11 protein-coding genes are annotated in these 13,699 nt (G+C 65.8%); 5 read left to right on the plus strand and 6 right to left on the minus strand.

The features are described from left to right. Nucleotides 1–99: 99 nt before the first annotated feature. The 4 genes from gap (at nucleotide 100) to secG (ending at nucleotide 3,576) form a co-directional block, all read left to right on the plus strand. A complete protein-coding gene (gene gap / locus QNO06_RS09045) occupies nucleotides 100–1,104 on the plus strand; it encodes a type I glyceraldehyde-3-phosphate dehydrogenase (RefSeq protein ID WP_227911325.1) in 1,005 nt (334 codons plus the stop codon). A gap of 24 nt (nucleotides 1,105–1,128) precedes the next feature. Then, on the plus strand, nucleotides 1,129–2,355 hold the full coding sequence (locus QNO06_RS09050) for a phosphoglycerate kinase (RefSeq protein ID WP_227911326.1): 1,227 nt from the start codon (nucleotides 1,129–1,131) through the stop codon (nucleotides 2,353–2,355). Nucleotides 2,356–2,447: 92 nt separating this feature from the next. After that, nucleotides 2,448–3,263 (plus strand): triose-phosphate isomerase, encoded by an 816-nt coding sequence (tpiA, locus tag QNO06_RS09055; RefSeq protein WP_227911327.1) that lies wholly within the window; start codon nucleotides 2,448–2,450, stop codon nucleotides 3,261–3,263. Between the two features lie 61 nt (nucleotides 3,264–3,324). Next, the gene (gene secG / locus QNO06_RS09060) at nucleotides 3,325–3,576 is read left to right on the plus strand and encodes a preprotein translocase subunit SecG (RefSeq protein ID WP_227911328.1); all 252 of its coding nucleotides are present in this window, start codon (nucleotides 3,325–3,327) and stop codon (nucleotides 3,574–3,576) included. Between the two features lie 83 nt (nucleotides 3,577–3,659). On the opposite strand, the gene pgl is transcribed toward secG, so the two are convergent. From pgl to tkt, 6 genes are read right to left on the minus strand one after another with little or no spacing between them, the layout of a single operon-like run. Beyond that, nucleotides 3,660–4,493, minus strand: a complete 834-nt coding sequence (gene pgl, locus QNO06_RS09065; RefSeq protein ID WP_227911329.1) for a 6-phosphogluconolactonase — start codon at nucleotides 4,491–4,493, stop codon at nucleotides 3,660–3,662. Further along, complete coding sequence (locus tag QNO06_RS09070; RefSeq protein ID WP_227911330.1) at nucleotides 4,490–5,425, minus strand: glucose-6-phosphate dehydrogenase assembly protein OpcA; 936 nt, start codon at nucleotides 5,423–5,425, stop codon at nucleotides 4,490–4,492. The genes pgl and QNO06_RS09070 overlap by 4 nt, the downstream gene beginning before the upstream one ends. Next, complete coding sequence (zwf, locus tag QNO06_RS09075; protein WP_227911331.1) at nucleotides 5,422–6,966, minus strand: glucose-6-phosphate dehydrogenase; 1,545 nt, start codon at nucleotides 6,964–6,966, stop codon at nucleotides 5,422–5,424. The genes QNO06_RS09070 and zwf overlap by 4 nt, the downstream gene beginning before the upstream one ends. Then, the gene (locus QNO06_RS09080; RefSeq protein WP_227911332.1) at nucleotides 6,967–8,595 is read right to left on the minus strand and encodes a phosphoglucose isomerase-related protein; all 1,629 of its coding nucleotides are present in this window, start codon (nucleotides 8,593–8,595) and stop codon (nucleotides 6,967–6,969) included. A gap of 5 nt (nucleotides 8,596–8,600) precedes the next feature. Continuing rightward, the gene (tal, locus tag QNO06_RS09085) at nucleotides 8,601–9,716 is read right to left on the minus strand and encodes a transaldolase (protein ID WP_227911333.1); all 1,116 of its coding nucleotides are present in this window, start codon (nucleotides 9,714–9,716) and stop codon (nucleotides 8,601–8,603) included. 22 nt (nucleotides 9,717–9,738) lie between these two features. Next, nucleotides 9,739–11,928 carry a transketolase gene (tkt, locus tag QNO06_RS09090; protein ID WP_227911334.1) on the minus strand — a complete coding sequence of 730 codons (2,190 nt, stop codon included), beginning with the start codon at nucleotides 11,926–11,928 and terminating at the stop codon, nucleotides 9,739–9,741. Between the two features lie 562 nt (nucleotides 11,929–12,490). Here tkt and QNO06_RS09095 point away from each other — a divergent pair. Beyond that, a complete protein-coding gene (locus QNO06_RS09095) occupies nucleotides 12,491–13,387 on the plus strand; it encodes a heme o synthase (RefSeq protein WP_227911582.1) in 897 nt (298 codons plus the stop codon). The last annotated feature ends 312 nt before the right edge of the window (nucleotides 13,388–13,699 follow it).

The raw sequence follows: 13,699 nt of genomic DNA on the forward strand, positions 1-13,699 counted from the left end.
GCTTTCCCCAGCGGAACGTGTCAGGCCGCAGTCAGTCCGGTGGCTTCATACCCGAGGTCACACAGTTCTCAATTGACCCCCTATCAAGGAGACAGAAAAGTGACTACTCGTGTTGGAATCAACGGATTCGGACGTATCGGCCGCAACTACTTCCGAGCCGCCCTGGAGCAGAACGCAGACCTCGACATTGTCGCCGTCAACGACCTGACCAGCCCCGAAACCCTCGCCCACCTCCTGAAGTACGACTCCGTGACCGGCCGGCTGGGCGCCGACCTCGAAGTGCGTGAAGGCAACATTGTGGTGGGAGGCAAGACCATCAAGGTCCTTGCCGAACGCGATCCCTCCAACCTTCCCTGGAAAGACCTCGGCGTAGACATCGTCATCGAGTCCACCGGGTTCTTCACCAAGGCCGAAGACGCCAAGAAGCACCTTGACGCGGGTGCGAAAAAGGTCCTGATCTCCGCTCCGGGCAAAGGCTCGGACATCACCGTCGTGATGGGCGTCAACGACGGCGACTACAACCCCGCCAGCCACAACATCATTTCCAATGCCTCCTGCACCACGAACTGCCTCGGCCCGCTGGCCAAGGTCCTGCACGAAGCCTTCGGCATCGAGCGCGGCCTGATGACCACCGTGCACGCCTACACTGCAGACCAGAACCTGCAGGACGGCCCGCACCGGGACCTGCGCCGGGCACGTGCCGCAGCCCTGAACATTGTTCCCACCTCCACCGGAGCAGCCAAGGCTATCGGCCTGGTCCTGCCGGAACTGGACGGCAAGCTGGACGGCTTCGCCCTGCGTGTTCCGGTCCCCACAGGTTCGGTCACCGACCTCACGGTCACCGTGGGCCGGGAAGCCTCCGTGGATGAAATCAACGATGTCTACAAGACGGCAGCCAGCGGTCCGCTGGCCGGGATCCTGCGCTACACCGACGAGCCGATTGTGTCCTCCGACATCGTCACCGACCCGGCCTCCTGCATCTTCGACTCGGGCCTGACCCGCGTAATGGGCAACGAAGTAAAGGTTGTTGGCTGGTACGACAACGAGTGGGGCTACTCCAACCGACTGGTGGACCTCACCACGCTCGTTGCCTCCAAGCTTTAACCAACCGAGTACGCAAAGGTAGACATGACTGTCAAAACTCTCTCCGACCTGATCAGCGACGGCGTCGAGGACAGGTACGTGCTCGTCCGATCGGATCTGAATGTTCCGTTGGACGACGGCCGGGTCACCGACGACGGCCGCATCCGTGCCTCCATCCCCACTCTCCAGGTTCTGGTGGAGCACGGTGCCAAGGTCATTGTGATGGCTCACCTCGGCCGTCCCAAGGGGCAGCCGGACGAGAAGTACTCGCTGCGTCCCGCCGTCGACCGCCTCGACGAGCTCGCACCGTTTTCGGTGGAGTTCGCCGAGGACGTGGTCGGCGGCAGCGCAAGCGGGCTGGCCGGTTCGCTGGCTTCAGGTTCCGTGCTGGTGCTGCAGAACATCCGGTTCGACCCGCGTGAGACCTCCAAGGACGACGCCGAGCGGCAGGCACTTGCCCGTGACCTGGCGGCGCTGACCGGCGGCAACGGAGCGTACGTGGATGATGCCTTCGGTGCAGTGCACCGCAAGCACGCCAGCGTCTACGACATCGCCGAAGTCCTGCCGGCCTACGAGGGCGACCTGGTCCATACCGAGGTCCAGGTGCTCAAGCGCCTCACCGAAAACCCGGAAAAGCCCTACGTGGTGGTGCTGGGCGGTTCGAAGGTTTCGGACAAGCTGGCAGTGATCGAAAACCTGATGGACCGCGCCGACTACCTGCTGGTGGGAGGTGGAATGGTGTTCACGTTCCTGGCCGCACAGGGATACAACGTGGGCGCCTCCCTGCTTGAGGCAGACCAGATCGAAAATGTGAAGGGCTACCTCAGCCGGGCAAAGGAAGTGGGCTGCGAGTTCGTCCTGCCCACCGACATTGTGGTGGCGGACAAGTTCGCTGCCGATGCCGACGTCCAGACCGTTCCTGCGGACGCGATGGAGAGCAGCCGCTTCGGTGCCGCCGGCATCGGCCTGGACATCGGTCCGGATTCCGCGGACGCGTTTGCCGAACATATCGGCAAGGGCCGGACCATCTTCTGGAACGGCCCCATGGGCGTGTTCGAGTTCGAGGCCTTCGCCAATGGCACCCGCGCCGTAGCACAGGCGCTGAAGGACTCCTCGGGCTTCAGCGTGGTCGGTGGCGGCGATTCGGCGGCGGCAGTGCGCAAGCTCGGGTTCTCGGAAGCCGACTTCGGGCACATCTCCACCGGCGGCGGCGCCAGCCTCGAATATCTGGAAGGCAAGGCCCTGCCGGGCCTCACCGTCCTGGACCAGTAGTTTCCCGGTGCGGGTCCGCGGCCGTCAACAGCTGCGGACCCGCATCTGCATGTCCTGTCCCAAGAACCATTAAGCAAGAAACCGGAGCAACCATGACAACCTCCACGAACGGCAAGTTCGACCGCACACCCCTGATCGCCGGCAACTGGAAGATGAACATGGACCACGTCCAGGGCATCACCCTGCTGCAGAAGCTGGCCTGGACCCTCAGCGACGCCCGCCACGACTACGGCCGCGTGGAGGTGGTCGTGTTCCCTCCGTTCACCGACCTGCGCAGCACGCAGACCCTGGTGGCCGGCGACAAGCTGAAGGTGGAATACGGAGCCCAGGATCTTTCCCCGAAGGATTCGGGCGCCTACACGGGCGACATCTCCGGACAGTTCCTCTCCAAGCTCGGCTGCAGCTACGTCCTGGTGGGCCACAGCGAACGCCGTGCAGTGCACGGCGAAACCGACGAGCTGCTGAATGAAAAGCTGAAGGCTGCCTACCGCAACAACCTTGTACCCGTCCTCTGCGTGGGGGAGGGCCTTGAGGTCCGCCAGGCCGGAGACCACGTGATGCACACCCTGGAGCAGGTCCGCGCCGACCTCGCCGGACTGGACGCCGAGCAGGTCTCCACCCTGGTCATCGCGTACGAACCCATCTGGGCCATCGGCACCGGCGAAGTAGCCGGACCGGATGATGCACAGGAAATGTGCGCCGCCATCCGCGCCGAAATCGCCGATCTGTACGACGACGCGACAGCCGCCAAGACCCGCCTGCTTTACGGCGGCTCGGTCAAGGCCGCAAACGCAGCAAGCATTCTGGGCGAACGCGACGTGGACGGCGTGCTGGTGGGCGGTGCCAGTTTGGATGTAGGCGAATTTGCTAATATTGTCAGGTTCGAACAACATCTGGTGACTGACTGAACTGCAGCTGAAGGACGCCGCAGCGGCGTCCCCAATCCATGAGTCACCCGAAAGGCCGTAAGTGGAAATTCTGAAGATCATCCTGCTGGTGCTTCTTGCCATCACGAGCCTGCTGCTGACGCTGCTTATCCTGCTGCACAAAGGCCGCGGCGGCGGTATGTCGGACATGTTCGGCGGCGGCATGACCAGCAGCCTCGGCTCCTCCGGTGTTGCCGAAAAGAACCTCAACCGTTTCACCGTGGCCCTGGCCCTGTCCTGGGGCCTGGTTATCGTGGCTCTGGGACTGCTCCAGCGCTTCTCGGGCGAAGCCTAGGCACGCACCCCGGTCACGGGAAGACATAAAGAAGGCCCCCGGATTATCCGGGGGCCTTCTTTGCCGCATGCCGTTACCGGCCGCTAGTCTTCGTCGTCATCCTCGCCGGCGTGCTCCTGATCGGAGTCCAGCAGGCGCCGCGAAAGCTGGGCAGCGGCAGCCTGGTCGATCAGCCACCGCGTTTTGTTCCGTCCCCGGGCACCGGCGGCCGGAACCTGGATCTCCCCGGCGCCGGCCAGGGCAAGGCCCACGGCGCCGGCCTTGTCATCACCGGCAACCCCCAGCCACACTTCTGAGGCCGTGTTGATGGCCTCCAACGTCAGCGAGATCCGCTCCGGCGGCGGCTTGGGCGCGTCCCGTACCGCCACCGTGGTCTGCCCAACGATCCGCACTCCCGGCGTCTCCGGGAAAAGCGAGGCGATGTGGGCGTCCGGGCCCACCCCCAGCAGCAGCACGTCGAAGCGCGGCAGGCGCGGATCAACGGACTCAAAGCCAGGCGCCAGGTCTTCTTCCTCCGCTGCCAGGGCCAGCCGCCGGGCATAATCCGCGGCGGCGTCCTCCACGGTATCAACCTCGCCGGCGGTGGCGACGGCGTGGATGCGCTCCGCCGGGACACCCATCGGCTCCAGCACCGCGTGCCGCGCCTGGAAGGAATTCAGCTCCGGGTCATCCGCCGGCAGGAAGCGTTCGTCTCCCCACCAGAAGTTCACCCGGGTCCAGTCCACGGCCGTGCGCGCAGGGTTGGCAGCTACGGCTTCCAGCGTCGCAATGCCCACGGTGCCTCCGGTGAGGACCACTGTGGCTTCCCCGCGCCGGCTCTGCACATCCACCAGTTTGGTAAGCAGGCGGGCGGCCGTCGCCGATACAAGGGCGGACGGATCCGGGTGGATGCTGACGCCGTTGGGGGAGTGCTTCACGCCGTCGCCCCTTCCTGGACCAGGCACGCGGCCAGGCCCTCAGTAAGTACTTCTCCGAAAACCTCATCCGGGTCCAGCCGGCGCAGTTCCTCGGCCAGGCAGTCCCGCAGGGTCCGGCGCGGCAGGGAAATCTGCTGTTCCGGCTGGCCCGGCTGGGTCAGGTGCGCGGTGACCTGGTCCGGGCGTGCCAGTTCCACGTCTCCCTCGGGACGCTCGAACACCACACGGTGGATCCCGGTCCCGGCTTCGCCTTCGATGATCTGCACGGGAACTTTCAGTGCCTTCTTCAACCAGGCGGCCAGCAGGAAGGTGCTGGCCGAATCCGAGGCGCCCTCCACGACCACCCCCTGGACGGGCGATGATCCGGCGTTGTCCAGCACCGCGGCAAGCTGCACCCGCCAGTTGGTCAGGCGGGTCCAGCTCAGGTCCGTATCGCCGGCCGCATAGGTTTCGGCCAGGCGCAGCAGGGCCTTTTTGGGGTTGTCCTCCGTGGCTGCGTCAGTGATGCGCCGGTGCGCAATGCAGCCCAGCGGGGTCTGCGCCGGATCCTCGGGCACACCGTGCGGCCACCAGGCAACAATGGGGGCGTCGGGCAGCAGCAGCGCGGACACCAGGGATTCGCTCTCCCCGGCCAGCTCGCCGTGCCCGGACAGGACAATCACTTCAGAGGCACCGGCGTCGCCGCCCACCCGGATCTGAGCATCCAGCCGGGTCTCGTCGCCGGCGCTGCCCTCAGCCAGCACAATGATGCGGCAGGGGTGTTCGCGGCTGGCTTCGTTGGCGGCCGCGATGGCCTCTTCCACGAAGTCCGGCTGCGTGTCCACCACCAGGGTCAGGACACGGCCGAGGGTGACCACGCCGCCCCGCTCCCGCATGGCGACGATTTCCTTGGACACCTTGGAGGTGGTGGTGTTGGGCAGGTCTACAATCACGGCCTTCTCCAGGTCCTTCCGTCTCGGGCGAGCAGTTCGTTAGCGGATTCCGGGCCCCAGCTGCCCGGAGCGTATGGCTCCGGCTGGCCGTCCAGGGTAGCCCAGTATTCTTCGAAGGGGTCCACGATCTTCCAGGACAGCTCCACTTCCTGATGCCGGGGGAAGAGCGGAGGCTCGCCCAGCAGCACGTCCAGGATCAGGCGTTCGTACGCCTCGGGGCTGGATTCCGTAAAGGAATGCCCGTATCCGAAGTCCATGGACACATCCCGGACCTCCATTTGGGTGCCCGGCACCTTCGAACCGAACCGGATGGTCGCCCCTTCGTCCGGCTGGACACGGATGACGACGGCGTTCTGGCCGAAATCATCTTCACTGTGTTCACGGAAGAGCAGGTTGGGGGAGCGCTTGAAGACCACGGCGATCTCCGTGACGCGCCGGCCCAGCCGTTTGCCGGCCCGCAGGTAGAACGGCACTCCGGCCCAGCGGCGGGTGTTGATGTCCAGCCGGATGGCAGCGAACGTTTCCGTAGTGGAATCCGGGTTGAAGCCCTCTTCCTCCAGGAAGCCCGTCACCTTCTCGCCGCCCTGCCAGCCGCCGGTGTACTGGCCGCGGGCGGAGCTGTGCGAGAGGTCCTTCGGCAGCCGGACGGCGGCCAGGACCTTTTCCTTCTCGGTGCGCAGGTGGTCAGCATCAAAGGAGATGGGCTCCTCCATGGCGGTGAGGGCCAGCAGCTGCAGGAGGTGGTTCTGGATGACGTCGCGGGCTGCGCCCACGCCGTCGTAATACCCCGCACGCCCGCCAATGCCGATGTCCTCGGCCATGGTGATCTGCACGTGGTCCACATGGTTCGCGTTCCAGATGGGCTCGAAGAGCTGGTTCGCGAAGCGCAGGGCCAGGATGTTCTGGACGGTTTCCTTGCCCAGGTAGTGGTCGATCCGGAACACCGAGTCTGCCGGGAACACCGATTCCACCACGTTGTTCAGTTCGCGGGCGGAAGCCAGGTCGTGGCCAAACGGCTTCTCGATCACCACCCGCCGCCACTTGCCCTGGGAAGTTTTGGCCAGCCCGTGCCGGGAGAGCTGCTGGCAGACCTGTTCAAAGGACTTCGGCGGCACGGAGAGGTAGAAAGCGTGGTTGCCGCGGGTGCCGCGTTCGGCGTCGAGGTCCTCCAGGGTTTCCTTCAGTTTCCCGAAGGCCTCGTCGCTGTCGAAGCCGCCTTCAACGAACCTGATGCCCTCGGCGAGCTGCTTCCATACATTCTCGTTGAAATCGGTGCGCGAGTGCGCCTGCACGGATTCCTTCACCTGCGCGGCGAATTCCTCGTTGCTCCAGGGCCGGCGGCCGAAGCCAACCAGCGAGAAGCTGGGCGGCAGGAGCCCCCGGTTGGCCAGGTCGTAAACGGCCGGGATGAGCTTTTTCCGGGCGAGATCGCCGGTGACTCCGAAGATCACCAGGGAGGACGGCCCCGCGATGCGGCTCAGCCGCCGGTCGCGCGGATCCCGGAGGGGGTTGCCCGTCCCGGACTTTTCCTCTGCGGACATTTAGTTGCTACCACTTTCTGCAGCCAGGGACCGCACGACGTTCTCGATTTCACGGATGCCCTCATCGCGGTTCAGCAGGTGCAGCCGCAGCACGGGCCGGCCCTGGTCCGCCAGGACAGACGCGTCGCCGGCCGCCTGCGCGCTGATCAGTTCAGCGAAGCTGAAGGGCCGCTCGGGGATGGCCACGTCACCGGCGGGACGGCCGGTGATCTGCAGGTACACACCCTGTGCCGGTCCGCCCTTGTGGAACTGGCCGGTGGAGTGCAGGAAGCGCGGGCCCCAGCCGAAGGTAACGGGACGGCCGGTAGCCGCCGCCAGGTCCGCGCGGATGCCCGCGAGGCCGGACTGCTTGGCGCGGTCCAGGTAGGCCTGGATGCTCAGGTAGCCGTCCGGGCCAAGCTGCCCCAGCAATGCCGTGAGGGCGCCGCGCAGGGTGGAGGCAGTGCCCAGCAGGTCGGCGGGGCCGCGGACCTCGACGGAACCGTCAATGAACGCCGGTTCGGTGGGCTCGGGGGTGGCATCAAGCAGGCCGCGGGCTGCCTTCTTGGCAGCCTCCACGTCCGGCTGGTCAAAGGGGTTGATGTTCAGGAGCCGTCCGGCCACGGCGGTGGCGAACTCCCACAGCATCATTTGTGCCCCCAGGCTGCCCGACACCACCACCTGGTCTCCTTCGGGCAGTTCCTCGGAATCCACCGGCACAATCCGGACGGTCAGCACGTCGGCGGCACCGGAGGTGATCTCCGGAGCACCGGGCTCGACGACGACCGGCAGCACACCTGTACCGAGCTTGCCTGTTGATTCGGCGATCAGCTGCTCGGCCCAGTCCGGGAAACCGGCCAGGCCGGACCCCTCGTCCACTATGACGATCTTGTTGCGCAACGGCTCGGTTCCGCCAAGGGCGGCACCGAGTTCCAGGCCGATGTTGTCCGGAGCATCGTCCCGCAGGATTTCGGCGGTCATTTCGGCGTCGTCGAGGAGGGTCTCAATGTCCGCGCCGGCCAGGCCCGACGGGACCAGCCCGAAGGCGGTGAGGGCGGAGTAGCGTCCGCCCACGTTGGGGTCGGCGTTGAAGACGGCACGGTAGCCGGCTTCGCGGGCCGCGGCGTCCAGCGGAGATCCGGGGTCGGTGACCACTACGATCCGGGACTTTGCATCGATCCCGGCGTCGGTGAAGGCCTGTTCAAAGACTCGGCGCTGGGAATCGGTCTCCACGGTGGAACCGGACTTGGAGGACACCACAATCACGGTTTCGGCCAGCCGTTCACCCAACGCGGCCGCAACCACGTCGGGGTCGGTGGAGTCCAGGACGGTCAGGTCCACGCCCGCGGTGCGGGTGATGACCTCAGGCGCCAGGGAAGAGCCGCCCATGCCGGCCAGGACCACGCGGGTCACCGACTCGGCGGCAAGCTCTTCCCTCAGCGCCGCAATCTGTCCCAGGAGCGGCCGGGAACTCTCACCGGGGTTGAGCCAGCCGAGGCGGATGGAAGCCTCGGCTTCGGCGTCGGGGCCCCACAGGGTGGGATCCTGCGCCACCAGGCGGGAGGCGACTTCGTCGCCTACGAGTCCGGGAACCTTGGCGTCGACGGCCTCGCTTGCGGCGCCGGCTGCTTCAAAGGACAGTGTGGTCATCTCTTCTATGCCTCTTTCGCGGTATCCAGTGCGGTCTGAACGGTCTGCAGCAGTTCTCCCCAGCTGGCCACGAACTTGTCGAGGCCTTCGGTTTCCAGCTGCTCCACAACCTCGTTGTAGGAGATGCCCAAGCCGTCCAGGGAATCAAGCACGGCGTTGGACTCTTCGTAGGTGCCGGATACCGTGTTGCCGGTGACTTCGCCGTGGTCGGCAGTGGCTTCCAGCGTCTTCTCAGGCATGGTGTTCACCGAGTGCGGTGCCACGAGCCCCGTGACGTACAGGGTGTCCGGCAGGGCCGGGTCCTTGACACCGGTGGAGGCCCACAGCGGGCGCTGCGCGTTGGCGCCGGCAGCGGACAGGACCTGCCAGCGTTCGGAAGCGAACTGCTCCTCGAACACCTGGTAGGCCAGGCGGGCGTTGGCCAGGCCGGCCTTGCCCTTCAGTGCCTTGGCTTCGTCGGTGCCAATGCCGTCCAGCCGCTTGTCGATCTCGGCGTCCACGCGGGAAACAAAGAAGGAGGCCACGGAGTGGATGGTGGAGAGGTCGTGGCCGTTTTCCTTGGCCTGCTCAATGCCCAGCATGTACGCGTTAATGACCTCGCGGTAGCGTTCCAGCGAGAAGATCAGCGTCACGTTGACGCTGATGCCGGCAGCCAGGGTCGCCGTGATCGCGGGCAGTCCCTCTTTGGTGGCGGGGATCTTGATCAGCACGTTGTAGCGGCCAACCTTGTCGAAGAGTTCCTTCGCCTCATTGATGGTGCCCTGCGTGTCGCGTGACAGGCGCGGATCAACCTCAATGGACACCCGGCCGTCAACGCCGTGCGTGGCCTCGGCTACGGGGGCGAAGACATCGCAGGCCTGGATGACGTCGTCGGTGGTGATCTCGAAGACGGACTTGTCGACGTCGGCGCCGGAACGGGACAGCTGCTGCACCTGGGCGGCGTAGGACTCGCCGTTGGCCAGGGCGGCCGCGAAGATGCTCGGGTTGGTGGTTACGCCAACCACGTTCTTCTCGTCGATGAGCTTCTTGAGGGAGCCGGAGACAATCCGTTCGCGGGAAAGGTCGTCCAGCCAGATGGAGACGCCGGCTTCGGAGAGCGCGGCGGTGGGAGTTGAAGTCATGGTGTTACTCCTTAGTAAGGGTCTACTGCTGGTCGCCGGTCTCGGTGGACTTGGCTCCGGAGGAGGCACCGGTGGTGCCGGCCGGGGCGGATCCGCTGCCGGAAACAGCTGCGAGGGAATCGCGGGCTGCCTGCGCCACGGCGTCGGCCGTAATGCCGAATTCGCGGTACAGCGTCTTGTAGTCGGCGGAAGCGCCGAAGTGCTCCAGGGAAACGCTGCGGCCGGCGTCGCCGACAACCTCGCGCCAGCCCAGGGCGATGCCGGCTTCCACGGAGACGCGGGCCCGGATGTCCTGGGGCAGCACGGCCTCGCGGTAGTCCTGGTCCTGCTTGTTGAACCATTCGATGCTGGGCATCGAGACGACGCGGGCCGCCACGCCTTCGGCGGCGAGGGCTTCGCGGGCCTCGACGGCCAGCTGGACCTCGGAACCGGTGCCCACCAGGATGACGTCCGGGGTGACAACCAAGCCGTCGCGTACAGCTTCGGCCAGCACGTAGCCGCCTCGGGCGGCGCCCTCTGCCGAGGCGAACGTGTTGGCGGTAGCCGCACCTTCACCCCGGGCGTAGGTGGGAATGTTCTGCCGGGTCAGCACAATGCCGGCCGGGTTCTCGGTGTTCTCCAGGATGGTCCGCCAGGCCACGGCCACCTCGTTGGCGTCGCCCGGACGCACGACGTCGAGCCCGGGAATGGCGCGCAGGGACGCGAGCTGTTCCACCGGCTGGTGGGTCGGTCCGTCTTCGCCGAGCCCGATGGAGTCGTGGGTCCAGACGTAGATGGCCGGAACGCCCATCAGGGCACCAAGGCGGATGGCCGGGCGCTGGTAGTCGCTGAAGATCAGGAACGTACCGGAGAACGCGCGGGTGTTGCTGTCCATCGTGATGCCGTTGACGATCGCCGCGGCTGCATGCTCGCGGATGCCGAAGTGCAGCACCCGGCCGTAGGGGTTGCCGGCCCAGGCGTTGGTCTGCTTCCCGGCGGGAATGAAGGACGGGGAGCCTTCGATTGTGGTGTTGTTGGACTCCGCGAGGTCAGCGGAACCGCCCCACAGTTCGGGCAGGGCCGGGCCGATGGCGGAGAGGACCTTGCCGGACGCGGCGCGGGTGGACATGTCCTTGCCTGCTTCGAAGACGGGCAGCGACGCTTCCCAGCCCTGGGGCAGTTCGCCCTTCTCCAGGCGGGCCAGCAGGGCCGAACCTTCGCTGTTGGCTTCCTGCCAGGCCTTGAAGCCTTCGTTCCACTTGGTGTGTTCCTCGGCACCGCGGGCTACTGCCTGACGGGCGTGCTCGAGGACCTCGGGGTCGACGTCGAAGCTCTTAGCCGGGTCGAAGCCCAGTGTTTCCTTCAGCGCGGCTACCTCGTCGGTGCCCAGGGCGGAGCCGTGGATCTTGCCGGTGTTCTGCTTGTTCGGAGCAGGCCAGCCGATGATCGTGCGCAGCGAAATGATGGACGGCCGGCCGGTTTCGGCCTTGGCCGCCATCAGGGCGTTGTAGAGCTCGTTGACGTCTTCGACGTATTCGCCGGTCTTGGTCCAGTCCACGCGCTGGGTGTGCCAGCCGTACGCTTCGTAACGCTTGAGCACGTCTTCGGTGAAGGCAATGTCGGTGTCGTCTTCGATGGAGATGTGGTTCTCGTCGTAGATCACGACCAGGTTGCCCAGTTCCTGGTGCCCGGCCAGCGAGGAGGCTTCGGCGGTGACGCCTTCCTGCAGGTCGCCGTCGGACGCGATAACCCAGACAGTGTGGTCGAACGGGCTGGTGCCTTCTGCGGCGTCGGCGTCCAGCAGGCCGCGCAGGCGGCGCTGGGCGAAAGCGAAACCAACCGAGGAAGCCAGGCCCTGGCCCAGCGGGCCCGTGGTGATCTCGACGCCGTCGGTGTGGCGGTACTCGGGGTGGCCGGGGGTCTTGGAGCCCCAGGTGCGCAGCGACTTCAGGTCTTCGAGTTCCAGGCCGTAGCCGGCGAGGAAGAGCTCAATGTACAGGGTCAGGGATGTGTGCCCGGGGGAGAGGACGAACCGGTCGCGGCCGATCCAGTGCGGATCCGACGGATCGTGGCGCATGACCTTCTGGAACAGAAGGTACGCGGCAGGGGCCAGGCTCATGGCCGTGCCGGGATGGCCGTTGCCGACCTTTTCCACGGCGTCGGCCGCCAGGACGCGGACAGTGTCCACTGCCTTGCGGTCCGTTTCGGTCCAGGTCAGTTCTTGCTCTTCCATATGTGGCACGTTTACCGGGCCCCTCTCTGTGCAGATAACCGGCGCCGCACAGCGCCGGACATGCCCGGAAGTCCCCGTGAACCCACAGGGTGCCTCCGGTGCCTTTACCACTACAACCAACTGCGGGCGGAAATCGATACCGCATCTGCGGCAGCAATTGATTCCGCCTTTCGCAACCTGCGTTGCGGAGACTGAAAATACCGGGCGCTTCGAAAAGCGGGTGCTTCGAAAATACCGGGTGCTTCTTTGTATTGGCCCACTCCCGCCACGCCGCAGCGTTGCCGGGGGAAAGGTCCGCTCCAACCTTATCCTCTACGGCTGCTTCCTGCCTGCCCCGTGCCGCTCCGGCGGGCCTCCGGCAGGGTCCGGACCGGGGCTCCACGGATCCGCGGGCCGGGGCTGCGCCGTCCACCTGTGTGCGGATACGCCCGGGCGCGTTTGATGCTTCGATTTCTACAGCCGATAGAGGTTATGATGGGGACGGACTTTTTCGTTCCAGATTGGATAAAGTGATCGCTTCGTGACTACCCAGCATGCCGAATCCCCTATCTACACGGGGAAGATGACGGCGGGCCGCAAGGCCCGGGCTTACGTGGCGCTCACCAAACCACGCGTCATCGAGCTTCTGCTCGTAACCACCCTGCCCACCATGATCTTCGCGGAGCGGGGCCTTCCCTCGCTTGGCCTTATCCTGGCCACCATGGTTGGCGGGGCGTTGGCGGCCGGCAGCGCCGGTGCGTTCAACTGCTACATCGACCGCGACATGGACAAGCTGATGAAGCGGACAAAGAACCGTCCGCTGGTCACCGGCGAGGTTTCCCCGCGGGAAGCGCTGGTCTTCGCCTGGGTGCTGGGCATCGTGGCCATCGCCCTGCTCTGGTTCGGCGCCAATCCGCTGACCGGCCTGCTCGGCGTCGGCGCAATCCTGCTCTACGTGGTCTTCTACACGCTGATCCTCAAGCGCCGCACCACCCAGAACATCGTGTGGGGCGGAATGGCCGGCTGCATGCCGGTGCTGATTGCCTGGGCTGCCGTCACCAACAAGGTGGAATGGCCCGCAGTCATCCTCTTTATGATCATCTTCCTGTGGACGCCGCCGCACTACTGGCCGCTGTCCATGAAGTACGGCGAGGACTACCGCAACGCCAGCGTGCCCATGCTCGGCGCCGTTGCCGGAGCCAAGCTCGTCTCGGTCCAGGTGGTCCTGTACGCCTACGCCACGGTGGCCTGCTCGCTGCTGCTGGTTCCCGCCGGTGGAGCCGGCTGGGTCTACACGGTGGCCGCAGTGCTGGCCGGTGCATGGTTCGTGGCGGAGTCCCACAAGCTGCATTCCCGTGCACAGCGCGAGGAGCTTGACGACAAGTCGGCCATGAAGGTCTTCCACCTGTCCATCAGCTACCTCACCATCCTGTTCCTGGCCCTGGCCGTGGACCCGTTTGTGGGCAGCTCGCTGGTCTAGCTTTTACGGTTCCTGCGTGGCCGGGTCCTTTCGGGGGTCCGGCCACTGCTGTGTTTGGGGCCGGTACCCTTGCCCCCTTCTGTACAGGTAATGCGGCCCGGCGGGCAGCCTAGCCGCATCAGCTGTCCGAAAGAGCGCCCAAAGCCCCTGCTCACGCCGTCTCCTGTACAGGTAACGCGGCCTGGCGGGCTCTCAGGCCGCATCAGCTGTACGGAAGGTCCGGGAACGGCACTGTCCGCGGGACTGTGCCCGGAACCCTTCCACTGCAGGTACCCGGCAGCAAAAAGGCCGGGCCCCGAAGGGGACCCGGCC

Origin of the sequence: Arthrobacter sp. zg-Y20 (assembly GCF_030142075.1) — a bacterium.
GTDB lineage: Bacteria > Actinomycetota > Actinomycetes > Actinomycetales > Micrococcaceae > Arthrobacter_B.